Annotated in this window: 20 protein-coding genes; 6 read left to right on the top strand and 14 right to left on the bottom strand. The window is 53.0% G+C overall.

The window, feature by feature from the left end:
- Nucleotides 1–155: 155 nt before the first annotated feature.
- The 5 genes from IG609_RS05505 to glyA form a co-directional block, all read right to left on the bottom strand.
- On the bottom strand, nt 156–1,283 hold the full coding sequence (locus tag IG609_RS05505) for an ABC transporter substrate-binding protein (RefSeq protein WP_193398758.1): 1,128 nt from the start codon (nt 1,281–1,283) through the stop codon (nt 156–158).
- Nucleotides 1,284–1,401: 118 nt separating this feature from the next.
- The gene (locus IG609_RS05500; RefSeq protein ID WP_193398759.1) at nt 1,402–2,490 is read right to left on the bottom strand and encodes a nickel/cobalt transporter; all 1,089 of its coding nucleotides are present in this window, start codon (nt 2,488–2,490) and stop codon (nt 1,402–1,404) included.
- Nucleotides 2,481–3,140, bottom strand: a complete 660-nt coding sequence (locus tag IG609_RS05495) for a DUF1007 family protein (RefSeq protein WP_193398760.1) — start codon at nt 3,138–3,140, stop codon at nt 2,481–2,483. The genes IG609_RS05500 and IG609_RS05495 overlap by 10 nt, the downstream gene beginning before the upstream one ends.
- Nucleotides 3,141–3,183: 43 nt before the next feature.
- Nucleotides 3,184–4,344: a 3-phenylpropionate MFS transporter gene (locus IG609_RS05490; protein ID WP_193398761.1), complete on the bottom strand. Its 1,161-nt coding sequence runs from the start codon at nt 4,342–4,344 to the stop codon at nt 3,184–3,186.
- Between the two features lie 285 nt (nt 4,345–4,629).
- On the bottom strand, nt 4,630–5,883 hold the full coding sequence (gene glyA / locus IG609_RS05485; RefSeq protein WP_010301142.1) for a serine hydroxymethyltransferase: 1,254 nt from the start codon (nt 5,881–5,883) through the stop codon (nt 4,630–4,632).
- Nucleotides 5,884–6,242: 359 nt separating this feature from the next.
- Between glyA and hmpA the strand changes: the two genes are divergently transcribed.
- From hmpA to pemA, 3 genes are all read left to right on the top strand, one after another.
- Nucleotides 6,243–7,433 carry an NO-inducible flavohemoprotein gene (gene hmpA, locus IG609_RS05480; protein WP_193398762.1) on the top strand — a complete coding sequence of 397 codons (1,191 nt, stop codon included), beginning with the start codon at nt 6,243–6,245 and terminating at the stop codon, nt 7,431–7,433.
- A gap of 369 nt (nt 7,434–7,802) precedes the next feature.
- Nucleotides 7,803–9,461: a pectin acetylesterase PaeY gene (paeY, locus tag IG609_RS05475; RefSeq protein ID WP_193398763.1), complete on the top strand. Its 1,659-nt coding sequence runs from the start codon at nt 7,803–7,805 to the stop codon at nt 9,459–9,461.
- A gap of 99 nt (nt 9,462–9,560) precedes the next feature.
- Nucleotides 9,561–10,667: a pectinesterase PemA gene (pemA, locus tag IG609_RS05470; protein ID WP_193398764.1), complete on the top strand. Its 1,107-nt coding sequence runs from the start codon at nt 9,561–9,563 to the stop codon at nt 10,665–10,667.
- A gap of 178 nt (nt 10,668–10,845) precedes the next feature.
- Here pemA and glnB read toward each other — a convergent pair whose 3' ends face one another.
- From glnB to purL, 5 genes are all read right to left on the bottom strand, one after another.
- A complete protein-coding gene (gene glnB / locus IG609_RS05465) occupies nt 10,846–11,184 on the bottom strand; it encodes a nitrogen regulatory protein P-II (protein ID WP_005970202.1) in 339 nt (112 codons plus the stop codon).
- 107 nt (nt 11,185–11,291) lie between these two features.
- Entirely contained in the window at nt 11,292–12,629 is a 1,338-nt protein-coding gene (gene glrR / locus IG609_RS05460) for a two-component system response regulator GlrR (protein WP_193398765.1), read from the bottom strand.
- Entirely contained in the window at nt 12,626–13,396 is a 771-nt protein-coding gene (qseG, locus tag IG609_RS05455; RefSeq protein ID WP_226373378.1) for a two-component system QseEF-associated lipoprotein QseG, read from the bottom strand. The genes glrR and qseG overlap by 4 nt, the downstream gene beginning before the upstream one ends.
- Nucleotides 13,397–13,431: 35 nt before the next feature.
- Nucleotides 13,432–14,868: a sensor histidine kinase gene (locus tag IG609_RS05450; protein WP_102119357.1), complete on the bottom strand. Its 1,437-nt coding sequence runs from the start codon at nt 14,866–14,868 to the stop codon at nt 13,432–13,434.
- Nucleotides 14,869–15,590: 722 nt separating this feature from the next.
- Nucleotides 15,591–19,478, bottom strand: a complete 3,888-nt coding sequence (gene purL, locus IG609_RS05445; RefSeq protein ID WP_193398766.1) for a phosphoribosylformylglycinamidine synthase — start codon at nt 19,476–19,478, stop codon at nt 15,591–15,593.
- Between the two features lie 198 nt (nt 19,479–19,676).
- On the opposite strand from purL, the gene mltF reads away from it, so the two are divergent.
- Nucleotides 19,677–21,203, top strand: coding sequence for a membrane-bound lytic murein transglycosylase MltF (gene mltF, locus IG609_RS05440; protein ID WP_404825797.1), 1,527 nt, complete (start codon nt 19,677–19,679; stop codon nt 21,201–21,203).
- 41 nt (nt 21,204–21,244) lie between these two features.
- Here mltF and tadA read toward each other — a convergent pair whose 3' ends face one another.
- The 3 genes from tadA to murQ form a co-directional block, all read right to left on the bottom strand.
- Complete coding sequence (tadA, locus tag IG609_RS05435) at nt 21,245–21,721, bottom strand: tRNA adenosine(34) deaminase TadA (protein ID WP_226373393.1); 477 nt, start codon at nt 21,719–21,721, stop codon at nt 21,245–21,247.
- Nucleotides 21,722–21,834: 113 nt separating this feature from the next.
- Complete coding sequence (yfhb, locus tag IG609_RS05430) at nt 21,835–22,473, bottom strand: phosphatidylglycerophosphatase C (protein ID WP_193398769.1); 639 nt, start codon at nt 22,471–22,473, stop codon at nt 21,835–21,837.
- Between the two features lie 31 nt (nt 22,474–22,504).
- Entirely contained in the window at nt 22,505–23,431 is a 927-nt protein-coding gene (gene murQ, locus IG609_RS05425) for an N-acetylmuramic acid 6-phosphate etherase (RefSeq protein ID WP_193398770.1), read from the bottom strand.
- Nucleotides 23,432–23,583: 152 nt separating this feature from the next.
- Between murQ and lapG the strand changes: the two genes are divergently transcribed.
- Together lapG and lapD are read left to right on the top strand one after the other, a co-directional pair.
- Nucleotides 23,584–24,258, top strand: coding sequence for a cysteine protease LapG (lapG, locus tag IG609_RS05420; RefSeq protein ID WP_193398771.1), 675 nt, complete (start codon nt 23,584–23,586; stop codon nt 24,256–24,258).
- A 9-nt stretch (nt 24,259–24,267) separates the two neighbouring features.
- Nucleotides 24,268–26,220, top strand: coding sequence for a cyclic di-GMP receptor LapD (gene lapD / locus IG609_RS05415; protein WP_193398772.1), 1,953 nt, complete (start codon nt 24,268–24,270; stop codon nt 26,218–26,220).
- 132 nt (nt 26,221–26,352) lie between these two features.
- Here the strand turns inward: lapD and IG609_RS05410 are convergent, their stop codons facing one another.
- Nucleotides 26,353–26,697 (bottom strand): tryptophan synthase subunit beta, encoded by a 345-nt coding sequence (locus IG609_RS05410; protein ID WP_193398773.1) that lies wholly within the window; start codon nt 26,695–26,697, stop codon nt 26,353–26,355.
- Between the last annotated feature and the right edge of the window lie 47 nt (nt 26,698–26,744).

The raw sequence follows: 26,744 nt of genomic DNA, 5'->3' as shown, positions 1-26,744 counted from the left end.
TTTGAATGCGAACAAAATCAAGATCAGGATGAGTGGAAAGTAGTTTAATCCGCCAATAACACAACCAATGTACAGGCTACTTGCAGGAAGATGAAAATAAGTACAGAAAAGCACTGAGCGATAGAACTCAGTGCTTTTTTTATTATCTGACGGCGTTATTTCTTCGCTGGCAGCGTGACCCAGTAACCTGGCTGATACGGCAGAGGCAGGAACTTCTCATGGAAGGTACGGAATGTTGCATCAGGATCGATATCCTTAAACAGTTCCGGGTGCATCCATTTTGCTAATACCTGAATCGCCACAAACTGATACGGGCTATCATAGAACTGATGCCAGATGGCATGGGCGTTGCCATCGGTTGCTACCGGCAGCGTTTTGAATGCCGAGCGTTCCATCAGCTTTTGCAGGCGTTGCAGCGCTTCCTTCTGATCGGCACCTGGTCCAACGCCAACCCAGCCATTCGCCGTGTTGTAGTTTTTCCAGTTAGCTCCGGTCACCACCACCACATCCGGGCGAGAGCTGATAATCTGCTCTGGGTTCAGCGTACCAAACGTGCCGGGGATGATGTTCTTGGCAATGTTGTCACCGCCAGCAACCTCAACCATGCGGCCGAAGTTTTCATCACCGAATGACATGCAGCACTCTTCATCATAGCCGCCCGCGCGGTCGATCATCACTTTCGGACGTGGGCCCTGATAGTTCTTTAACCGATCGGTAACCAGCTCAATCTGCTCACGGCGGAATTTAATAATCTCTTCCGCACGTTGTGGTTTGCCAACCAGTTGGCCCATGATGTGAATGCTTTTTTCTGCGTTCTCAAACGGCTTCTCGCGGAAATCGATGAACACCACCGGAATCCCCAGCGAACTGAGCTTCTCAATCAACTTGCCTTCATCCGTCGCCGCTTTTGATTCCAGATTCATCAACACCAAATCCGGCTTCAGCGTCAATGCCTGCTCGACGTTGAAGGTGCCGTCTTTCGCTCCGCCAAAGGTCGGCAGCTTTTTGATTTCTGGGTATTGCTTTTCATAAGCCATGTAGCCGTCGTAATCCGCTTTTGGCAGATCGTCACGCCAGCCAACCACGCGCTGGAACGGTGCCTCAGTATCAAAAGCAGCCAGCAGATAAATCTGTCGACCTTCCCCGAGGATAATCCGCTTCACTTCGGATTTGATTTCTACCTTCCTGCCACTAACGTCTTCAATAACAATCGGGTTAGCGCTGGCGATAACGCTAGCACTCAGCCCCAACAGAGCAACGACTGAAAACAGCCATTTCTTCATTCTTATTCCCTTCTGCGATTATGGTTACAAATGATAATAGTTATCATTATTTAAATGATATCCTGCCGTAATTATCAGAAGCAATGGGTTTTTAGCGCGGCGTTAATAAAAGGTAAAATTAGCCGGAGAATGGCCGAATACCGCCCATCATTGCGGGCTGTGCACTGAGGTAGAGCAGGACGCCGGAGCCAACCAAAATCAGCCCGCCAGCAAACGCCAGAAGAGAAAACGTCGCACGCTGCCACACGGGCGAGGCACGATTTGTACCTAAGCGCTCAACCACGCGACGGCAGTAAAAAACCAACACGGCCAGCGCAGAGATCGTGATCGCCGTTCCAGCAGCCATCACCAGCGCAGAGGCTACGCCCCACCAATACACGCCGATCACTTTAGAGAAAAGCAGCACCAGAATAGCGCCTGAACACGGGCGCATGCCCATCGCCAGCACAATCATCAGACGTGTGCGCCAACTGCTATCGCGCTCAAGTTCCTCATTGCTCGGGAGATGGCGGTGTCCGCAGCCGCAGTCGGCATCGTGCTGATGAGAAGAAGAAAAAAGCGCAGGCGTCGGGCGAAGCACCATACGTCTATCGGTTGGTACGTTAAGCTGGGTGACACGCAAAGGCGTTACGCGCAAAATTGTCGCCGGTTTAGGCTGCCGCGCGACGGCGATATACAGCTGTTTCAACGCACGGAAACAGAGCAACAGTCCCAGCCCCGCCACCAGCACGAAGCTCCCCTTTTCCATCCAGAAACTACTGTTATGCAACGTCCGACTAGACAGCTGCAAGATCCCTAATACCACGCTCACCAGTGCCACCGCCATCAGCCCCTGAACCAGCGACGCGGCAAGCGTCAACTTCAGGCTGCTTTTCAGCTTCGACGGATGCGTCGCCAGATAGGTCATAATGACGACTTTACCGTGCCCCGGCCCGACGGCATGAAGCACGCCATAGACCAGACTGAACATCATCAGACTCAGCCCCGCCTGATGCGGCTGCTGTTCCACCATCTGCAATAGGTGCGACATCTGCTGATGCAGCGATTTCTGCCAGATCGCGCTTTGCAGCACAATTTGAGGCCAGTATCCCACGATGTAATGCAGCGCCGAGGCCAGCAGCGCCAAGAACAGCCACAATGGCCACAGATCGCGAAATCGGCTCAACAACGAACGCCGACGCGGCAGTGAGCCGAGGTTCACTGACATTGCAACGTCACCCGCTGTGCAAACTGTTTCCCCAGATCCATGTCTTCATCCGGCGCATCATTCTTATCCAGCGACAGCGCATAGGATTGCAGTTCAGCGTTAGGTTCTGGTGTGACGAGCGTGGTTTTACAGCGCGAGGCTAGCTCAGGTGCAAGTTTCACAGCCTTATCATTTTGATATGACATATCAACAAAATAGGTAGGATCGTAAGTAGAAATCAGTAAAGGCTTTCCAGCCAGCGGCTGCGGATGTGCCAGCGGCAATACAAATTCCAGTACCGCCTGATTGCCTTTGCGGGAAAGGTGATACTCGGTTGGCAGCAGCGTATATTTCACGGGCTGACCATCACGATAGATATCGGTGAAATAGTGCTGCCCCCAGACATTAGCCATGACTTCCGCCGCCAGCTTTTTCCAGACTTCAGAGTCCTTCTTCGCCTTTCCAGCGTCATACAACAGGTCGGCAGACGTGATGGGATCCATCGTCCACAGCATACGTAAACCGGTGATGTTGTCGTTCTGGCTCTCAACTGTCGTCTGCATATCAATAAAACTGTGTGGGTGAGCGAAAACGGGCTGGCCGAACGCCAAACCTGTCATCAGCAACGTTATCTGTCCGCACCACCGTTTCAAAGAGTTATAATGTAACATTATTTTTACCACACTACGTTATCTTGACAATACGCGCCATAACTTATGCCTTTTCGACCACCGTATGGTGACGGACAGAAGGCCGAATAAACAGGGCCGGAACCGCCAACAGCGCCATCACCCAGAACGTGCCGCCCTGCAGGTGTTCAAACAGGAAACCGGACACCATCGTCATCACCGCGATACTTCCGCCCATCGCCAGCGCGGAATACACCGCCTGTAACCGCAAAATGTCACCACCGGTACGTGCCGCGATAAAGCGCATGGCAGCCAGATGGCAGACGGTGAAGGTGCCACAGTGCAATATCTGTATCACAATCAGCCACGGCAGAGCCACCGTCGCGCCCATCAAGCCCCAGCGCACCACGCCGCATACGGCAGAGAGCAGCAAAAGCTGTCTGGCACTCCAGCGTCGAAACAGGCGTTGGCTGAAGGTAAAGATAACAATCTCCGCAACCACGCCTAACGACCAGAGATAGCCAATAATCGAGGCGGAATAGCCCGAATCCTGCCAATAAATGACGCTGAAACCATAGTACGCCGCGTGTGCACCTTGCAGCAGCGACACGCAAAGCAGAAAACGCCATACCGCGGGTTCGGTCAGCAATCGTTTCCACGGCGTGACGCTAACCGACTGCGCCGTTGATATTGCGGCTTGCGGCATCACGCTGGGGCGAAGCAGCATACCTAATAGCATCACAACCAGCCCCGCGCTGAGAATGGCCAGAATCGCGGGGTGTCCCCAGATTGCGACCAGTTCCCCCGTTGCGGCAGAAGCGATAACAAACGCGATCGAACCCCAGACCCGCACCTTGCCGTAATCCATCACGACCTGCCGCTGCCACGTCGCAGCTAATGCATCCGTCAGTGGTACCAGCGGCGCAAAAAACAGGTTAAACCCGATCATCACGATCATCAGCCACAGCCAGACATTCCCCAGCCAGAAACCAACGGCCAGCGCCAGTGACAGCAACGCCAGCCCACGTAACACCGTAATCAATTTGGACGGATCTTTCACGCTGGGCGTGATGACCAGACTACCGACGAAGCGCGCCACCAGCCCCGCGCCCAGCAGCATGCCGATCAACTCAGCGGACAACCCCTCGCCTTTCAGCCACCCGCCCCAGAACGGCAGGAAAACGCCATAGCAAAAAAAGTAGGTGAAATAGCTCAGCGCCAACCAGCGCGTCGATTGCAAAACCATAATGTCTCCCTTTCGATGACGAACTCCCCTAGCTTCGGCACTTTTTTGCTCGCTACTCTTTTTGCCGGTTACTGTGTCAGAGTGCACACGGCGGTGCAACGCGTTATTCACCATCGCTTGCGACGGCCGGGTATGGAACGCCATAAAAAAACGTAGGGAACGTTTTTCAACGTCGCTTGCGACGGCCCGTAGGGTGGCGGCCAGGGATGGCCGCCATAAAAAACGCCAGCACACAGGCTGGCGTTTGGGAAGTGTTCCGACAGTGATGTCAGAGAAAATGCCGAATTATGCGTAAACCGGGAAGCGGGCGCAGATATCCAGAACTTTCTGTTTCACGCGTTCAATGGTCGCTTCGTCGTTGATGTTGTCTAACACATCACAGATCCAGCCAGCCAGTTCACGCACTTCCGCTTCTTTAAAGCCACGACGAGTTGCCGCTGGCGTACCGATACGGATACCAGAAGTCACGAACGGGCTCTTCGGATCGTTAGGCACGCTGTTTTTGTTCACGGTGATATTTGCACGGCCCAGCGCAGCATCCGCTTCTTTACCGGTCAGGTTTTTGCTAACCAGATCTAGCAGGAACAGGTGGTTGCTGGTTGCACCAGAAACGACGTTAAAACCACGCGACAGGAAAACTTCAACCATTGCTTTGGCGTTTTTCGCAACCTGCTGCTGATAAACCTTGAATTCAGGCTCCATCGCTTCTTTCAGCGCCACCGCTTTACCCGCGATAACGTGCATCAACGGGCCGCCCTGACCGCCAGGGAAAACAGCTGAGTTCAGTTTTTTGTACAGCTCTTCGTCGCCGCCTTTCGCCAGAATCAGGCCACCGCGTGGGCCAGCCAGCGTTTTGTGCGTGGTGGTGGTCACGATGTGAGCATGAGGAACTGGGTTAGGGTAAACATCCGCGGCAATCAGACCAGCAACGTGTGCCATATCAACAAACAGGTAAGCACCGATGCTGTCAGCGATTTCGCGCATCTTCGCCCAGTCAACCACGCCAGAGTAAGCAGAGAAACCGCCGACGATCATTTTTGGCTTGTGCGTACGCGCCAGTTCAGCCATTTCGTCGTAGTCGATCTTGCCGCTTTCGTCGATGCCGTAAGGAATAACGTTATACAGTTTACCTGACAGGTTAACCGGAGAACCGTGCGTCAGGTGACCACCGTGCGCCAGGTTCATCCCCAGAATGGTGTCACCCGGCTGCAGCAGCGCGGTGTAAACGGCAAAGTTTGCCTGAGAGCCGGAGTGCGGCTGCACGTTGGCATAATCTGCACCGAACAGCGCTTTCGCACGATCGATGGCTAGTTGCTCAACGATGTCCACATACTCACAGCCGCCGTAGTAACGCTTGCCTGGATAACCTTCAGCATACTTGTTCGTCAGCTGAGACCCTTGAGCCTGCATAACGCGTGGGCTGGTGTAGTTTTCTGACGCAATCAGTTCAATGTGCTCTTCCTGACGCACCACTTCTTGCTCCATTGCTTGCCACAGGTCGGCATCATAATCGGCAATGTTCATTTCACGCTTTAACATCCGGATCTCCTGACTCAGCTAACATAAATATACTGGGAATTAATGGCCCATTTGGGAATTGGGCTACCCTTTTGGGGAATGGCGTATAGTGTAAACCGTTTTTCCCTAATGAAGATAGGCCTTGACAGAGGTTTTTACGCAAACGATTAGCTACAGGCAGCGCAAGGCTTCAGCAACTATCTGCTGCGCGGTGGTAAACGGATTTTTCTTCATTCTCAACCTGCTATTTCTTCATGTTATTCCCTTTGGCTTCGCCTAAAAACCCCTACCACTAAAAAGGTAATTTACAGCGGCGGATAAACCCAATAAGATGCATATAAAATACAACTTATAAATAATGCCAATAAAAAGGAGTCACCATGCTGGATAACCAAACTATCGCCATCGTTAAATCAACCATTCCTCTGCTGGCGGAAACAGGCCCGAAACTGACCGCACATTTTTACGATCGCATGTTTACGCATAACCCTGAGCTCAAAGATATTTTTAACATGAGCAACCAGCGCAATGGCGATCAGCGTGAAGCGTTGTTCAATGCTATCTGTGCTTATGCAACGAATATTGAAAACCTGGCGGCGCTGCTGCCTGCGGTTGAGCGTATCGCCCAGAAGCATGCCAGCTTTAACATTCAGGCCGATCAGTATCAGATCGTCGGTAATCATTTATTGGCAACGCTGGATGAACTGTTTAGCCCAGGGCAAGAAGTACTGGATGCCTGGGGTAAGGCCTATGGCGTGCTGGCGAATGTCTTCATTCAGCGCGAAGGCGATATCTACCGCAGTACCGAAGCGCAAAACGGCGGCTGGAGCGGCGTGCGACCTTTCCGTATTGTGAACAAGCAGCCACAAAGCTCGGTGATTACCAGCTTCACGTTGGAACCCACCGACGGCCAGCCTATTGCTGATTTTCAACCGGGCCAGTATCTGGCGGTTTACATCAAGCATGACAGTTTTTCCAATCAGGAAATTCGCCAATACTCTCTGACTCACGCGCCAAATGGAAAATCCTACCGGATTGCGGTGAAACGTGAAGCTCAAGGCACTGTTTCCGGCTATCTGCATGATACCGCGCGTGAAGGCGACATCATTCATCTGGCGGCACCGCACGGCGATTTCTTCCTGGATATCCCTGCTTCCACACCGGTTGCCCTGATTTCTGGCGGCGTGGGGCAAACCCCGATGCTGGGCATGTTGCATACGCTCAAGCTGCAGGATCATCAGGCGAAGGTGCTATGGCTACATGCAGCAGAAAATGGCACAGCGCATGCGTTTGCGGATGAAATCAAACAAACAGGACAGTCTCTGCCACAGTTCCAGCATCACATCTGGTATCGGGAACCGCAGCAGGTCGATCGCCCGGGCGAAGATTATCATCACCGTGGGTTGATGCAGTTGGCCTCGTTAAAAGATGAATTAACCACGCCAGATATGCACTATTACCTGTGCGGCCCTGTGGTTTTCATGCAGTTTATCGCACAGCAGTTACTGGCTATGGGCGTCCCTGCTGAGCAACTGCATTACGAATGTTTTGGTCCACATAAAGTCGTCTAACCCTCATTGGTGACGGATCAAACCCAAAGGCCGCGATTGCGGCCTTTTTTCATCGTTCAGAAAACCGTCGTCTGTAAAACACCTTATTGATCACAAATCTATATGCCAATACGGCAGTGCTCCACTAAAAAAGAGGTGGGTCACAAAAAACAAATACTTATTAAAATAACATTTCATTTTTAATGAATAGTTATTTCACCAAAGGAGCTGTGTTTAGGCATCGCCCTTGAATCGGCTTGGGTGCACAATAAAAGCCCGACGTTCTCGCTAAAGGCCGTGATAAGAGCGATAAAAAAACAGCGACCTTCCTTTGATAACGTCTGGGTTCATTAACCGTTTTCGACTAACCAACAAGGGATATGTCTGACCATGGCAAAACGTTTTTCAGAAAGTGTAGCTTTAGCTCTGATACTTTCCGCCCCTTTCACACTGGTACACGCTAAAACGCCCGCCGCGGCACACCAGACCTCTGCGTCGGACAGCGTTAACTTGCTGTCCGGTTCAACGCTGGGTGAAAAAACCGGCTTATCCGGTCATGTCACTGTACGGAATATTCATCTGCCTGCCACCATCATTATCAGAGATCAGCAGGGACAGAAGAGGCAGACACAGACGGATGAGCAAGGAAAATATCACCTTGATATCTCTGGCCTCACACCGCCGTTACGTCTTTTAGCCGTCGAATCTGGCGGCAATAACTGCCTGCTAAATAATATTTCTCGTGCAATTTGCCTGTCTGCTGTCGCCCCATCATTGCATGACGGTAAAGAGAATATTGCCAATATCAACCCGCTGACTGACCGCATTACCTCAGATATTGCGGTGGCAGCAGGCTACATTGGTCCACAGCAGCTAACGGACGACACGGCATCACCGAAGCTGGACGCCGCCGCATGGAAAAAAGCCTACGCCGATTTTCATGCAGGCTTTAATGACGCGTTAAAACAGGTAGGCGTCAGCGCGCCCAAGCGTTTCGATCCTCTGACTTACCCCGCAGCCCAGCAGGATGCAGTCACCAAAATCGTCAGCGTCATTAACCATAACCGCAATTATCACAACAATACGGGTTACTCCGGCCACACCGTGCTGACTGACAGCGCATTTCACCCGATTGTTGGCCTGAATGACAAAGGCGACTATGAACCACTGGATTATCGCGCTGCACGTCAGAATCTGGATGCGATTAAGCAAGCACAAACTCGAATCTTTATCGTCGGTGACTCGACAGCAGCCACCTATGAAAAGGGGCGCTTCCCTCGCATGGGCTGGGGACAGGTTTTTGAACAACAGTTCAGTAAAAATAGCGGCGTGAAAGTCGTCAATGGCGCACGTTCAGGCCGTAGCTCACGCGACTATTTTTATGAAGGCTGGTTCCGCCAGATGCAACCCCTGATGAAAGAAGGTGATTTCCTGTTTATCCAAATGGGACACAACGATCAAAACTGCAACGGGGCGAAGGCAGTGCGCGGCTCGGCGGATGTCGCTAACCTCTGTACTTACCCGAACGATGTCGCAGGGAAAAAACAGGCACCACAGGGGAAAGCTGACATGTCGTTCCAGACATCGCTGGAGCGCTACATCACTTTTGCCCGCCAGCACAAACTCACACCAGTTCTGCTTACCCCGACCACCCGAGTGAAAACAGCTGAAGGCAAAGATGGCACGCCAGCGGTACATAGCCACTTCACCAAGCAAAATGCAGATAACGGCTACGCGTTCATCGGCGATTACAGTCAGACCATCAAGAATACGGCAGTAGATAACAAGGTAGTTTTACTGGACGTTGAGCCAGCCACTATTGCGCTGGCGAATCAGGGCGGCAACGACCACTGGAAACAGTACTGGCTGGTGATCGATCCTAAGCAATACCCTTTTTATCGCGATCAGGCGGGTAGTCTGAGCAAGCCGGATACCACCCATTTTCAGAAAAAAGGCGCTATCGCCGTAGCAGGGATTGTTGCTGATGCCATTCGGCAGGAACCCGCTTTAGCGTCGCTGGCAGAAAAAACGACCAGCAAGCACAAATAGTCATCAGTCAGGCAAAACAATAAGACCGAATCACGCGCGACGTACTTAAGCGCCGCGCGTGATGTACCCTTCCCTATTACCAATTAAAGGACTATGGACATGATAGACACCTCACACCTCTGCAAGACGCTGACCTTAGCCATGTTAATTTCCGCCCCTTTGTCGTTAGCACAGGCAGCCGACTACAATGCGCTGGTTTCCGCCAACTCAGAGGACGCCAAGGCCTACAAAACCATTACTGAAGCGATTGCCAGCGCACCGGCAGACAGTTCGCCATTTGTTATCTATGTGAAAAATGGTGTCTACCATGAGCGCCTGACGATTACGCGCCCCAACATTCATCTAAAGGGAGAAAGCCGTAACGGCACCGTGATCACGGCAAACACCGCAGCCGGGACGCTCAAACCCGATGGCAGCAAATGGGGAACTTACGGCAGCAACACGGTGAAAGTCGATGCGCCTGACTTCAGTGCCCGTTCGCTGACCATCCGCAATGATTTCGATTACCCCGCCAATCAGGCTAAAGCCAGCGACGATCCAACTAAACTAAAAGACTCGCAGGCCGTTGCACTGCTGGTTGCCGAAAATAGCGATCGTGCATGGTTTCATGATGTCAGCCTGGTCGGGTACCAGGACACGTTATATGTGAAAGGCGGACGCAGCTTCTTCTCACAATGCCGAATCAGCGGAACCGTTGACTTCATCTTTGGCGACGGCACTGCATTATTTGACAATTGCGACATCGTCTCACGCAACCGTACCGACGTGAAAGGTCAGCCGCTGGGCTATCTCACCGCACCCAGCACGGATATTAAGCAAAAATATGGATTGGTCATTACCAATAGCCGAGTGATTAAAGAGAAAGACGTCCCCGCAAAAAGTTATGGACTGGGTCGACCTTGGCACCCAACAACGACCTTTCCAGATGGACGCTATGCCAATCCTAACGCCATCGGGCAAACGGTGTTCCTGAACACCAGCATGGATGATCATATCTATGGCTGGGACAAAATGTCCGGTAAAGATAAACAAGGTGCGACAATCTGGTTCTATCCACAGGATTCGCGCTTTTTCGAGTATAAATCCAAAGGCGCAGGTGCAGAGAAAAACGATCAGCGCCGTCAGCTAAGCAATGCGGAAGCAGCAGAATACACCGCAGATAAGGTATTGGCGGGTTGGGTGCCTACCGCGCCCAAAGGGAAGTAAATGTGACGAAGCCAGCCTGATAGGCTGGCTTCTATACTCGTCATACTTCAAGTTGCATGTGCGTTGGCTTCGTTAGCTCACCCGAATCACTTACTTGAGTAAGCTCATCGGGACTCCCTCACTTGCCGCCTTCCTGAAACTCGAATTATTTAGAGTATACGTGGTATTGACGAAACGATTAAATCGCTTCTTCGTCTTCTTCACCGGTACGGATACGGACAACACGCGCCACATCAAAGACGAAGATTTTACCGTCGCCGATTTTACCCGTCTGCGCGGTCTGCGTGATGGTTTCCACGCAGGTATCAACGATGTCATCTGACACGACAATTTCGATTTTTACTTTTGGCAGAAAATCGACCATGTATTCTGCGCCACGATACAGCTCGGTGTGGCCTTTCTGACGACCAAAGCCTTTAACTTCCGTTACCGTCATCCCTGTGATGCCCACTTCAGCTAACGCTTCACGCACATCGTCCAGTTTGAACGGCTTAATAATCGCATCAATTTTCTTCATGGAGGAACCTTTGTGTTATCTATGTTGCGGCCAAAGCCGAGCATCAGCAAGTGGACAGCATGTCAGAACTCAAGCGGACAATCTACACCCGCACGGCTCTCTCAGCGCTAGTCTTTAAAATCGTTGGCATCCAGCTCGTGGCGGCCCAACAGTTTATAAAATTCCGTTCGGTTACGCCCGGCCATTCGCGCAGCCTGCGTCACGTTACCTTTTGCGATCTGTAATAGTTTTCGCAAATAGTTAAGCTCAAACTGATGTCGTGCTTCAACAAACGTTGGCAGGGCAGTGTTTTCACCTTCCAGCGCCTGCTCAACCAGCGCATCGCTGATAACCGGTGCACTGGTCAGCGCCACACACTGTTCGATGACATTCACCAGTTGACGCACGTTACCCGGCCAGCTTGCCGTCATCAAGCGCTTCATTGCATCGGTTGAGAAAGTGCGCACAAAAGGCTTGTGGCGATTGGCGGATTCACGCAGCAGATGGTTTGCCAGCATCGGAATATCTTCGGCACGTTCATGCAGCGCTGGCAGCTTCATATTTACCACATTGAGCCGATAATAGAGATCTTCGCGGAATTCGCTCTTCTCCATCGCCTTCGGCAAATCACGGTGTGTGGCGGAAATAATCCGCACATCAATGTCCAAATCGCGGTTGCTACCCAGCGGGCGGACTTTTCGCTCCTGCAGAACACGCAGCAGCTTAACCTGTAAGGACAGCGGCATATCGCCGATTTCATCTAAAAACAGCGTGCCGCCTTCTGCTGCCTGAAAAAGCCCTTCACGGCTGCTAACCGCACCGGTAAAGGCTCCTTTCGCATGGCCGAACAGCTCCGATTCTAGCAATGGCTCCGGCAGCGCGCCGCAGTTAATCGCAATAAAGGCTTTCTTTGCTCGCGGGCTTGCCGCATGAATCGCCTGAGCCAGCACCTCTTTCCCAGTCCCGCTCTGACCGTTAATCAGCACGCTGACGTCCGACTGCGCAACCATTCTGGCCTGTTCCAGCAGACGCAGCATAATCGGGCTGCGCGTCACGATGGTTTCACGCCAGCTTTCATCCCCCGCTGGGGCGGACAATGCCAGCGCTTCGTCTATCGCTTTGTAGAGCGCATCACGGTCAACGGGCTTCGTCAGGAAGCTGAATACGCCCTGCTGCGTAGCCGCGACCGCATCGGGAATGGAACCGTGAGCGGTTAAAATGATCACTGGCATCCCTGGTTGGTAACGCTGTATTTCGGCAAACAGCGCCATGCCATCCATTTCATCCATACGAAGATCGCTGATCACCAGATCGAACGTCTCGCGTGTTAACAGCCGCAGCGCCTCCTGGCCGCTCTCCGCCGTCATCACGCTAAATCCTTCGCTAGTCAGACGCATACCCAAGAGTTTCAGCAGGCTGGGGTCATCATCTACGAGCAACAAACTCGCCGTTTTTCGGGCTGTCATTGTCTTGTTGACTCCTTCGTTGCCGAATTGCGCGAACCGTCTTTATTTGCACTACCGCTATTCACACCGGAGCTACCGCGACGATCGCCGTCGTTATCCGGCATTTCCCCCGACAGTTGCTTACGAGACGACAGTTGACGCTCAATATCCGTCAAATTTTCCAGTTTCTGCGTGGTCGTTTCTAACTGATATTGCAGGTGACTTTGCTGAACACGCATGGCATCTAGCTGTTTGTCGCTGGATTCTTGCAAACGCTTATAGCGCAGACGTTCATCCGATAGCGCCAGGAACAGCGTTTGTCTGTCACGCCAGGTTTGCATCAGCGGGCGCAGCGCCGCCGGGAAAGCAAGACGATATAAATTAATCAGTTCCAGCACCTGACGGCGTTCAGCCTGAGTAATACCGGCATTATCCAGCAGAATGCCTTGCTTAAACACGCTGTCCCAGCTATCAGCCGCAACCTGCCCAGCTTCTTCACGGGCTTGGAACGGCGTCAAACGCCCTGCGCAGTCCATCGCCCGCAGCCAATAAAGCGCGTTGTTCATGGATTCACGATCGTCTATCTTCCACAGATGCTCGCATGGCGCGATACGGAAATCGGCAACCTGCTCTTTCGGCGGTATCGCCTCTGCCTCAAGCAACGCCGATCCGCTGCTCACATGGCTATTACACGCGGCCAAAACGAGCGGTGACGACATGACCACCACTTTCAACAGGCGGAAAAATCCTCTACTCGCCAGCCATCCCTTCATAAATCCTACATTCATTATTTATTCATTCTCGGACTTTATTCATTATCGGACTATTCATTATCGGACAATAAGGGCAGCTCAATGCGGAAACACACATCAGCATAGTCCACGGTAATCAGGCTAAGCTCACCACGCATACGACGAATGCAATCACGCGCAATGCTCAATCCCAACCCACTCCCCTTGACTGCGCCACGGCGCTGATGGCTGCCCTGATAAAAGGGCTCAAAAATCATGCTCCGCTCTGCATCGGGAATGGGCGTACCACTGTTGGCAACATCAATCTGAACGCGATTGCCAATCTGACGGCTATAAATCCAAATGTTACCGGATTCCTTACCGTAGTGCACCGCATTGGAATAGAGATTATCGATCACTCGCATCAATAGCGTCGTTTCCGCCCAACAGTGCTCAACGGCAAGCGTCACATCGGTGTAAATCATTTTGGCGCGGGCGGGCAAGCTGTGAGAGGCCACGACAATATCAACGATTTCTTCGATTTCAACCCGTTCCAGCTCGGTTGGCGTATCCGCCAGCTTGCGATTATAGTCCAGCAGTTGATCGATCAGCTGTAGCAGGTGGCGGCTGCTGCTATCAAGAATAGCGACGACCTCTTTCTGATCGGTAGTCAGCGGACCAACCACTTCATCGGCCAGCAATTCAGTGCCTTCCCGCAGGCTAGCCAGCGGTGTTTTCAGTTCGTGGGAGATATGGCGTAAAAACTCATGTCGCTGCGACTCCAGCCAGGACAGACGCTCGCTCAGCCAGATAATGCGCTGCGCCAGCGTCCGAATTTCACGTGGCCCTTTAAAGGTACTGGTATTGCCCAGCGAGCGCCCTTCCCCCAGGCGGTTAATCATTCGTTCGACGCCATTAACGGGGCCGATAATCATCCGAGTAAAGAGAACCACCAGCAGCACGCTGACCAGAAACAAGAGCAGCGCCTGCCAGCCAAAGAACTGACCGCGTTCAGAAATAGCCTGCTGAAGCTGCTGCCCACGGGAGAAAACGACGTCACGCGTCATCTGCACCATCTGCCCGTTAGCGCGGGAGAACCCTTCCAGCAGGCTAGATGCCGTTTGTTCCGGGCCGCTATTATGGCAGCGTATTTCGCCGAGCTGAGTAAGGAGTTGACGCAGCGTCTGGTAATAACGGGGATCGGGCAGGACCTGCGCGTGAGAATCCAGCATTTGCAAATACTGTTTACGCTGATTCTGATAAAGCGTCGCCAGCGTCTGATCGTCCAATACGCAGTATTGGCGGTAGCTACGCTCCATTGCCAGCGCGACGCTAGTCATCGCCTCACTGCGGCGGGCATCCGTCAGCGTTGTCCGGTTAATCTCCGCAGCCTGTTCGCTCAACATGTTCAGGCTTTGATAAGCCTGATAGGCCAGCACCAACAGCGGCAGCAAAACCAACAAGAACGCCATAATTACTAATTGCCGCAGGGAACGCGGGAATAAACGCCATCGTTTCAAAGAAATCATCTCGTTACCTATCGAATCCGCTCTGATGCTAACTGAGTCTTATAAAACTTCAATGTTTTCCCTTGCGGCATGCGCAACGCTTCGCAATACGGCATGAATATCCATGTAACGACGTAAAAAAGTAACGTCGTAAAAAGTAGCGCCGTAAAAAGCAATCAGGGAGATTCTCTGGGGGAGAGGCGGCGGGTATGAAACGTCACGCAGCCAGAAGAATCGCTCCCTCTGGCCGCGTAACTGAATAGGCGGTGCCTCACTCAACGTGTCGCCCGATGCTTGATAACGTTCGTTTTCACGCCCTGTTATCGGTCTGGTGGACGATAGGCACCCTTTCTTTTGGCATCATTCCAGATGTTATGAGCGAAAATGTTTGCCAGTTAGCAACGCAATCATAACCAGTTGAATGAGCAACGCTTATTAATAGCATTTAGCATGCCAATTTTAAAAAATTAAAATCAACATACTGATTATTAACAATCTTTATTTTAATCATTGCTAAGAAAAACATAATCCAGAATACAAATAACGAAAATACGCGTAAAAGAGACGCTTTATGTCGCTAAAAACAGACAACTTTATGACATCATCGCACCATTCATATAAATCAAACAGTTAAATGTCACCAATTAGAGACACTAAAAAGTTTGTTCGTCGCAAAAAAACGACAAACTGAGAAAACAGACGTAAAAAAGGGGCCTAAGCCCCTTTCTCTGGCTGACCTTAACTTAGCCCAGCTGTCTACGCGCGTTGCGGAACATACGCATCCACGGACCATCCTCGCCCCATTCTTCTGGGTGCCAGGAGTTACTGACGGTACGGAACACGCGTTCAGGGTGTGGCATCATGACGGTTGCCCGACCACTGGTGCTGGTGACTGCCGTAATACCGTTTGGCGAACCATTCGGGTTAGCTGGATAGTTCTCGGTTACCTGACCGTAGTGGTTGATATAACGCAGCGCCACCAGACCGTGTTCTTCAATCGCCGCCAGATGGGCATCGTCGCGAACTTCAACCTGACCTTCACCGTGTGAAACGGCAATTGGCATGCGTGATCCGGCCATATCATTCATGAACAGCGACGGGCTTTTCTCCACTTCGACCAGGCTGAAGCGCGCTTCAAAGCGATCGGATTTATTGCGGACAAAACGCGGCCAGAGATCGGCGCCCGGAATCAGCTCACGCAGGTTGGACATCATCTGGCAACCGTTACATACGCCTAGTGCCAGCGTATGTGGACGCAGGAAGAATTCAGCGAATTCATCACGTACGCGAGAGTTGAACAGAATGGATTTAGCCCAGCCTTCACCCGCGCCCAGCACGTCACCATAAGAGAAGCCGCCACACGCAACCAGCGCCTGGAAATCCTGCAAGTTACGGCGATTCGCCAGCAGGTCACTCATATGGATGTCGATGGCATCAAAGCCCGCACGATCGAACGCCGCCGCCATTTCGACATGAGAGTTCACACCCTGCTCACGCAGGACCGCCACTTTAGGGCGGACATTCTTAGCGATATAAGGTGCGGCGATATCTTGCTGCGGATCGAAGGTCAGCGACACGTTCAAGCCGGGATCGTTATCATCCTGTCTGGCGATATGTTCCTGATCGGCACACTGCGGGTTATCACGCAGGCGCTGCATCTGCCAGCTGGTTTCAGCCCACCAGCGACGCAGCGTTGAACGGCTTTCCTGATAGATCGCTTCTGCACCCTGATTGATGGTGAAACGCGTGCCTTCTTCAGCATGACCGAGGTAATGTACACAATCTGCCAGACCATGCAGTGCCAGAACCGCTTCCACTTCCGCACGACGTGCCGCAGGGATCTGGATTACTGCGCCAAGCTCTTCGTTAAACAGTGTCGCCAGCGTATCCTCGCCCTGAGACGCGATATCGACAGTCACGCCGCAATGGCCAGCAAACGCCATCTCCGCCAGCGTAACCAGCAGGCCGCCGTCTGAACGGTCGTGGTAGGCCAGAAGCGCTTTATTCGCGACCAGTTGCTGCATGGCATTAAAGAAGCCAGCCAGTTGCTCAGGGCTATGCACATCTGCCGTCTTACGACCCAGTTGGCGATAAACCTGTGCCAGCGCCGTCGCACCCAGCGCTTTATTGCCTGCACCCAGATCGATGAGCAGTAGCGCATTATCCTGTCCGGTACGCAGCTGTGGCGTTACCGTGTTACGCACGTCTTCCACACGGGCAAACGCAGAGATCACCAGCGACATCGGCGAGGTGACCGCACGATCTTCGCCCTCTTCCTGCCAGCGGGTTTTCATCGACATAGAGTCTTTACCCACCGGAATCGTCAGACCCAGTGCTGGGCACAGTTCCTCACCCACGGCTTTCACCGCATCGTACAGGCCGGCATCTTCGCCCGGGTGGCCGGCTGCTGCCATCCAGTTCGCAGACAGCTTCACACGAGTCAGCGGGCCGATATGCGTGGCCGCAATGTTCGTCAGCGCCTCACCCACCGCCAAACGCGCGGAGGCGGCGAAGTTACGCAGCGCGACTGGCGCACGTTCACCGATAGACATGGCCTCGCCGTAATAGCTATCAAGGCTGGCAGTGGTCACCGCACAGTCAGCCACTGGCACCTGCCACGGACCGACCATCTGATCTCGGGCTACCATACCGGTAACAGAGCGGTCACCGATGGTGATCAGGAAGGTTTTTTCGGCGACAACAGGCAAGTGCAGCACGCGCTCGACCGCTTCTGCCAGATAGATTTCATCACGCTGTAGCGGCATGCCTTCTACCTGCTTGCGCTCAACGTCACGCAGCATCTTCGGCGTTTTGCCCAGCAGCACATCCAGCGGTAGATCGATCGGCTGGTTGTTGAAGTGACGATCGTTCATCGTCAGATGCAATTCTTCCGTCGCCTCACCAATCACCGCATAAGGTGCGCGTTCACGACGACAAATTTCATCAAACTGTGCCAGCTGTTCTGGCGCAACGGCCAGAACGTAGCGCTCCTGCGATTCGTTACACCAGACTTCCAGCGGGCTCATGCCCGGCTCGTCGTTCAGAATATCGCGCAGTTCAAAGCGACCGCCTCGACCACCGTCGCTCACCAGTTCCGGCATCGCGTTAGACAGACCGCCTGCGCCGACATCGTGGATGAACAGGATTGGGTTGGCTTCACCCAATTGCCAGCAGCGGTCGATCACTTCCTGACAGCGGCGCTCCATTTCTGGGTTATCGCGCTGTACAGAAGCAAAATCCAGATCCGCATCAGACTGACCCGATGCCATAGAAGAGGCTGCACCGCCGCCCAGACCGATATTCATGGACGGTCCGCCCAGTACAATCAGTTTGGCACCAACGCTAATTTCGCCTTTTTTGACGTGATCGGCACGGATGTTACCAATGCCGCCCGCCAGCATGATCGGTTTATGGTAGCCGCGCAGCTCTGTGCCATTGTGGCTATCAACACGCTCTTCATACGTACGGAAATAGCCCGTTAGTGCAGGACGGCCGAATTCGTTATTGAATGCCGCGCCGCCCAATGGGCCTTCGGTCATGATATCCAGCGCGCTGACAATACGCTCTGGCTTGCCGAACTCTTCTTCTTCCCACGGCTGAACAAAGCCAGGAATGCGCAGGTTCGATACAGAGAAGCCCACCAGACCCGCTTTCGGCTTGGAGCCACGGCCTGTCGCGCCTTCGTCACGGATTTCACCACCGGATCCCGTTGCTGCGCCCGGCCACGGTGAAATGGCGGTTGGGTGGTTATGCGTTTCAACTTTCATCAGGATATGGGCGTCTTCCTGATGGTAAGTATATTGCCCGTTAGGATCGGTGTAGAAACGGCCGACGGCGGAACCTTCCATGACGGCGGCGTTATCTTTATAGGCAGAGAGAACGTGATCGGGCGTGTGTTCAAAGGTGTTTTTGATCATTTTGAACAGTGACTTCGGCTGAGTAACGCCGTCGATCACCCAATCAGCGTTGAAAATCTTGTGGCGGCAGTGTTCAGAGTTCGCCTGGGCGAACATATACAGTTCGATATCGTTAGGATTGCGGCCCAGTTTGGTGAAGGCTTCCAGCAGATAGTCAATTTCATCTTCTGCCAATGCCAGTCCCAGACGGACGTTCGCCTCTTCCAGTGCCTGACGTCCTTGCAGCAGAATTTCGATGCGTTTGAAAGGTGCAGGTTGATGATGAGAGAACAGCGCTTCAGCCTGTTTCAGGTCGCTAAATACGCTTTCCATCATTCGGTCATGCAGCAGTGCCCCCAGTTGCTGCCACTGTTCATCGCTCAGCGTCGGCGCATGAATATAGAAAGCCAGACCACGCTCCAGACGCAGTACTTTGCTTAACCCACAGTTATGGGCGATATCCGTTGCTTTGGAAGACCACGGCGAAATGGTGCCGGGGCGCGGCGTGACCAGTAACAGATGGCCTTGCGGCTCGTGCTCCGCGAGAGAAGGACCATACTTCAGCAAACGTGTCAGTTTGGCCTGTTCATCGTTGTTCAACGGGGCGCTGACATCGGCGAAATGTACGTATTCAGCATAGATATCGCTGACCGGCAAAACGTGCTCTTTGCAGCGGACCAGCAATTTATTAATACGAAAAGCCGATAAAGCAGGTGAACCACGCAGTATTTCCATAATCTAAAGTTCTCTCGTCTTCGATGCACTGGCTGCGATACAGCCATGGGGCACAACAGGGGGGAAACACGCATATTATAGAGAATCCTTCCCTCGGACGAAACCGTTTGCGTGGCGATAATTTCACTTCGCGTCCGACGAATGATTAATCGGTGACCAAATCAATAAAAGTTGCACACTGGCGGTTTGTTAAGCAAAATGCCCCCACTCTGGGAAATGACGTATAAAAAAACTGCCGTTACAGACAGCCTGGCCACACGGCCGCCGAGAGATAACTATTTGAAGCCTTTAAAATTAAATTATTTTTTCATCGGGATTATCACGTTACTGCTGGCGTTAGCGCTATGGCCTAGTATTCCCTGGCGCAGTAGTCAGGATGTACAGCTCAGGCAGATCCTCTCACGCGGTGAGTTGCGTATCAGCACGGTCAACTCACCGCTGACCTATGCAATGAGCAACGGATCCCCGACAGGTCTGGACTATGAACTGGCAAAACGGTTCGCCGATTACCTCGGCGTCAAGCTGGTGGTCTCGTCACGCAAGAATCTTGACGAACTGTTCGACGATCTGGACGGTGACGACGCCGATCTGCTGGCTGCCGGGCTGATCTACAACCATGAGCGTCTGGAACGCTTCCGTGCCGGCCCAACCTACTATTCCATTTCACAACAGATGGTGTACCGCCTCGGTTCACCCCGCCCAAAAACACTGGATAAACTGCAAGGCCGCCTCGTCGTGACGTCAGGTTCCGCCCACGCCGCTACCCTGCGCGATCTAAAAGCAGAAAAATACCCGCAGCTAAGCTGGGAATCGGCTTCCGATCAGAGCACGCAGGACTTACTGAAGCAGGTTGCCGACGGCAAACTGGACTATACGCTGGGTGATTCGGTCACCATCGGCTTAATGCAGCGAATTCATCCGCAGCTCGCCGTCACCTTCGATCTCAGCGACGAAGAGCCAGTTACCTGGTATATGCGACGCTCACACGATGACAGCCTGTCCGCCGCGCTGCTGGATTTCTTCAGCCAAATTGTCGAAGACGGTACGCTCGCGCGTTTGGAGGAGAAGTATCTCGGCCACGTTGGCGAATTTGACTATGTCGATACCACCACGTTCCTGAGCGCGATTGATCAAACGCTGCCGGATCTGCGACCGCTGTTTGAAAAATACGCCACCGATATCGACTGGAAGCTGCTGGCCGCCATCTCCTATCAGGAGTCACACTGGAACCCGCTGGCGACCTCCCCTACCGGCGTGCGCGGGCTGATGATGCTCACGCGCAACACGGCAGAAAGCCTGAACGTCACCGATCGCGTCGACCCAGAGCAAAGTATTCGCGGCGGTGCGCAATATATGTCGCACATGATGCAGAAAATGCCGGACACCATCCCGGAAGATGAAAAAATCTGGTTTGCACTGGCGTCTTACAATATGGGATACGCTCATCTGCTTGATGCACGTAAATTGACCGAAAAACAGAAAGGTAATCCCGACAGTTGGGTCGATGTGAAGATGCGCTTGCCGATGCTGAGCCAGAAGCGCTATTACACCCAAACCACCTACGGCTACGCGCGCGGACACGAAGCCTATAACTACGTGGAAAACATTCGGCGTTATATGGTGAGTCTGGAAGGTTATCTGATAGAAAAAGAAACCAAAGCGCAGCAACAAACCCAGATCGCGAAAGGCTATCCGGCCGTTCCTCTCAGCAAGGTACCGGAATAAAAGGTGCCGGAATAGATCCGTATGGAAGGAAAAACGCCCCGCTATTCCTGCGCGGCGTTTTTCTCAGCGGCACGACGGGCTTTGTGCTGTTCACGACGCAGGCGAAAGAACGTGCTGAGCGTTGCAGAACATTCATCAGCCAGAATGCCCGATTCAATCACGATCTGATGATTCATGCCGGGGTGGCGCAGAATATCCACCAACGAGCCCGCTGCCCCCGTTTTCTCATCTGACGCACCGTACACCAGACGCCCAATACGGCTGTGTATCATCGCGCCCGCACACATGATGCACGGCTCCAGCGTGACATACAGCGTTGTCTCTAGCAGGCGGTAGTTCTGCAACACCAGCCCTCCCTGCCGCAGCGCCATAATCTCAGCATGCGCGGTAGGATCGTGATGCCCAATCGGCCGGTTCCACCCTTCGCCGATGGCCTCGTTATCCAGCACCAGCACCGCTCCAACCGGTACTTCGCCTTCATCCTGAGCACGTTGAGCTAGCGTTAACGCATAGCGCATCCAGTATTCATCGTTACTCACGCGACTCACATTTCCTCATTCAACAATTCATATTTTGGCGGCGCATTATACCTATATGAAGAGATGAAAAATCAGATGAAAGGGTGAAAAAATCATTCCAGCTGTTGCAGGCTACCTTCGGGGGTGACTCGCCAACGGTGTTCGCAGAAATAGAGCAGCGGATTGTCCTGTTTGCTGTCGCTGTAACCGCTGTAGAGCTTGAGCGGCGCGCCCAGACGCAGCTCCATCTGCGTTACTTTTTCATGTCCGAGACAGCGCAGCGTTAATACCCAGCCGCCGTAGCGGCGCGTAATCTGGCTTCCCATCAGGCGAACGCTGGGCAGAAAAGGCGAATCATGATAGACCTTTTCCACCAGCCGCTGCGGCGATCCGGTCACGAGCCAGACCTGCGCATTGCTGTCTTCAAGATAGGTTTTCAGCCGCTGCTGAACCTGCGGAAACGGTGTGACATCATGACGAAACGCGCTGACAAACTGCTTTTCCAGTTGAACCAATTCGTCTTCATCACGGCCAAACGTAATCGCCCACAGCAGCCAACTCATCGGCCATCGGGCCGCGCGACCGCGAATCAGTAGCCCCAGCCCGATAATCGGTAATAGCGAGACAACCAGAACGAGATTTAACGGCAGCCGACGAAGTAAAAAACGCAAAAAGCTGCCAAACATGTCCTGCTGATGCAACGTGCCATCCAGATCAAAAAAAACAATGCGTTGCTCTCGCTTATCACTCAAAACATTTCTCCCGACTTACCCCAAGATAATGTTATCCGCCAATTAGCGCCTCACGCAGATAACCATTGTGTTGTTTCAGGCGCTCACGCGCCGCTTCCACGTCAATATTAGCCAGAAGCATCAGGATTGCAGGCTTAACCTCATTATCCGCCTGCACCAGCGCCTGCTGCGCTTGCTCCCGCTCAGCACCCGTTGCTTCAACCACAATGCGGCAAGCCCGATCCAGCAGCTTCACGTTGGTTGCCTTCACATCGACCATCAAATTCTGGTAGACCTTTCCCAGCTTAACCATTGCGCCGGTAGAAATCATATTCAGGACGAGTTTTTGTGCCGTTCCCGACTTCAAGCGCGTCGACCCCGTTAACGCTTCTGGGCCAACCACCGGAGAAATCGCCACCTGCGCTTCCTGTGCGATGGGTGAATGCGGATTACAGGAGATCGCCGCCGTCCGGCAACCAACGTCACGCGCATAGCGCAATGCGCCAATCACATACGGCGTTCGGCCTGATGCCGCAAGGCCAACAACCATATCGGCAGCGGTTAAATTCAGCGCTTTTAAGTCCGCTTCACCGAGTGCAGGGTCGTCTTCCGCACCTTCAACTGCCTTAAGTAACGCGCCAGGCCCGCCAGCAATCAGCCCGATAACCAGCCCGTGTGGCACACCAAACGTCGGCGGACACTCTGAAGCATCCAGCACGCCCAAACGGCCGCTGGTCCCCGCGCCCAAATAGATCAGCCGCCCGCCCTCCTGCAACGAGGCCGTTGCCAGATCGACAGCCTCAGCAATCGCAGGTAAAACCTGCGCAATAGCTTCAGGCACTTTCCGATCTTCCTGATTAAACGCGAGCATCATCTCCAGCGTAGAGAGCTGATCCAGCGCCATCGTTGCCGGATTCCGAGTTTCGGAAACCAGCTTCCCTAAATTAAGGTTATCTCCATCTATCACATCTGAACGCATTCTGCTACCTCATGCTTTATGCCAGCGTTTTACACGCTTATGACAAACTACTCTTTTCGCCACTATACTGCTTTTGGGGAGTATGAAAGTACGCTATTCTGCATCGAATTACCCCTCCACATTCATCTCGCAAGGTAAACAGAGAAACCTCAGTGCGACTCTCCAGTTACACACTTCTCTTGATTAGCTGTCTGCTGTTTCTGCTGGCGGGTTCCCTGCGCGCGGACTGGGATTTTATTACCATTAATCAGCGAACCGAGCAGTTTTATGGCCCAGCAACGCCCGATGCTCGCCGCCGAATAGATGAATGGCAGACGCTGTTGGCCAACGCCCTCAACAAAGAGGAAAAGGTTCTACTCAGTAGCGTGAACCAATTTTTCAATGACCGTATGCTGTTTCGCGATGATATTGTCGTCTGGAATCAGGAAGATTACTGGGCTACGCCGATTGAAGCGCTGCGTAAAGGTGCCGGGGACTGCGAAGATTATGCGCTCGCCAAGTATTTTACGCTGCGTCATTTAGGCGTCCCGGCGGACAAATTACGTATTACCTATGTTAAAGCCCTGCGTCTTAATAAAGCGCATATGGTGGTCACCTATTATCCCACCCCCACCTCGATTCCGCTGGTGCTGGATAATCTGACTGATAAGATCCAACCCGCGACAGAGCGCACTGATTTAGTTCCGGTGTATGCCTTTAATGGCGGAGGCCTCTGGCTGCCCGGCGCCAGTGGCAGCAATAAACGCGTCGGTGACAGTAAACGACTTTCACGCTGGCAGGATGTATTAACCAAAATGCGTGCCGAAGGGTTTTCAATTGAGGAGTAAGGGTAGGCTATGTCTCTATACAAACAATTACTGATAGCCATCTGCCTGTTTGTGCTAATTATTTTCAGCGGGAGTTTTTTCGTCAGCCTGGAAAATTCGCGTGAACAGTACAATAACCAGCTTCACTCCCACGCGCAGGATGCCGCTACCGCACTGGGGCTTTCCCTGACGCCAAATATCGATGACCCAGCAATGGTTGAGCTGATGGTCAGCTCGATTTTCGACAGCGGCTACTTTTCCAGTATCCGCGTGCGGGATTTAAAAACCAGCAACGTTACGCTGGAACGCACTGCCTCGCCGGATATCCCTGACGTCCCGCGCTGGTTTGTTCAGTTAGTGAACCTGCAACCCGGTGCGGGCGAAGCCATCGTGATGCGCGGCTGGGAACAGGCGGCAAAAGTTGAAGTCGTCAGCCATCCGATGTTCGCAGTCACCCGTTTGTGGCGCAGCAGCACGGCCACCTTCCTGTGGCTGCTTGGCTGCGGCACGCTGGGCGTACTCCTCGGCGCGCTGTTCCTGCGCCGCCAACTGCGTCCGCTGGATTATATTGTCGATCAGTCGCTGGCCATTACCCGTCGTGAATTCCTTAGCCAGCCGGATTTGCCCAATACGCCCGAGTTTCGCCGTGTTGCACAAGCGATGAACCTGATGGTCAGCAAGCTCAAAACGCTGTTTGAAGAGGAAGCGGAACGGAGCGAGCGCTTACGTCAGGAAGCCTATCAGGATCCTCAAACCGGATTGAATAACCGTCGCGCGTTTGACATGCAGTTCAACGACAAGCTGGCTGACGAAGAAACCGCCCCCGGCTTCCTTATTATGATTCGCGTTCAGGATCTGGCGGGGATGAATCAGCGGCTGGGCGGCCAGCGCACCGATGCGCTATTAGCCTCCGTCGGGCATATTCTGCGTAACACGCAAAAGCAGCATACCCATGCGGAGAGTCTTCTGGCCCGTATCCGCGGCGGGGAATTTGCGCTGTTCTGCCCAGGGTTGGTCGATAAAGAAGCCTATGCGCTGATTGGCGAACTGACGCGCAACATCGAAACGTTGTATCTGACAGGCGAAACCGATGTCTCACCTGTCGCCCAATTCGGCATGGTGCCTTTCCGCCCCGGTGACACCGCGCAATCCCTGTTTATTCAGGGCGATCAGGTGCTCACGCGAGCCGAAAGCAATACCGATAGCACCGCGCCTCACGACATACCGTCCGCCAGTGCCGAACAGGTCGAAACCGATCGCCATAGATGGTTTAACCTGCTCGATCCCATTTTGGAACAGGAACGCTTGCAGCTTTTCCTGCAACCGGTCGTCTCCTGTGACGATCCCAGCCAGGTGCTGCATCATAAGGTTCTGGCGCGCATTCAGGATGAGCAAGGAAACAGTATCGCCGCAGGTCGCTTCCTGCCGTGGATCCAACGCTTTGGCTGGGATACCCGTCTGGATCAGACTATGCTGCGCGAAGTGCTGGACTATCTTCGCCAGCACGACGGCAATCTGGCGCTGAGCCTGTCCGGCACCACGGTTCTGAATCTTCATCTGCTCGCCGATCTGCTTGCTCCATTGAAGCATCAGCCTGACGTCGCCAGACGACTGATTCTGGAGCTGGATGAGAACCAATTGCCAGACAGCTCACAGTTGGAAGCCTTAATTAAGCTATTGAATGAACATGGCTGTGCGCTGGGGCTACAGCATTTTGGTGGACGCTTTAATATGATCGGCAACCTGTCCCAGTGGGGGCTGGCTTACCTGAAAGTCGATGGCAGCTACATCCGCAATATCGATCAGGAAGACGATAAACAAATGTTTATCGAAGCGCTGTATCGCGCCACCAACAGTATTGCCCTGCCGCTCATCGCCGAACGTGTTGAAACCGCAGGTGAGCTGAAAGTGCTTCAGGAGATGGGATTACAGGGCGCGATGGGACGGCTGCTGGGTGAACCGGTGCCAGCGGTCAGAATCTGATACCACATTATTTTGGCTAACGGCGTTTAACGACCCCGGCTTCTCAGTACGATAGTGAGAAGCCGGAAACGGCTGAACGTGACGTTAAGGGATGATTTCTTCAAAACATCCTTTCCTTAAAACATCCTTTCCTTAAAACATAGTCTCTTCATCGTCGCCAATCAGCTTGTTCAACCCGCCATTCAAGGCTTCACGCGCCTGCGCACGGTTGATCAACTTCAGCTGTGCCGCCTGAGGGAAATCAGTAATGCTGACCACGCCTTTCTGAATCAAAACCTGAATTAAATCCTCCAGCACGCGCACCATTTCCAGATCGCTTTGCCGCAGTTGCTGGAGGCTGGACATCGCGGCCTGATGACTGCGGAACCAGGCCTGCGCCTCACCCGAATCATCGGACAGTTCGCCGTTCATTTCAGGAAAAGGACTCTTTTCTACCTTCATCAGGTGACCATCACTGTCGCGCTGGATATAAAACATTTTCGGAGACCTTTTAAGTTTTTGATAAAGAAAGGAGCCGGGCAGGC

The organism is Pectobacterium quasiaquaticum (genome assembly GCF_014946775.2).
GTDB classification, from domain to species: Bacteria; Pseudomonadota; Gammaproteobacteria; order Enterobacterales; family Enterobacteriaceae; genus Pectobacterium; species Pectobacterium aquaticum.
The sequence above is the reverse complement of the archived record's forward strand: the minus strand, read 5'-3'. Positions and strand labels throughout refer to the sequence as shown.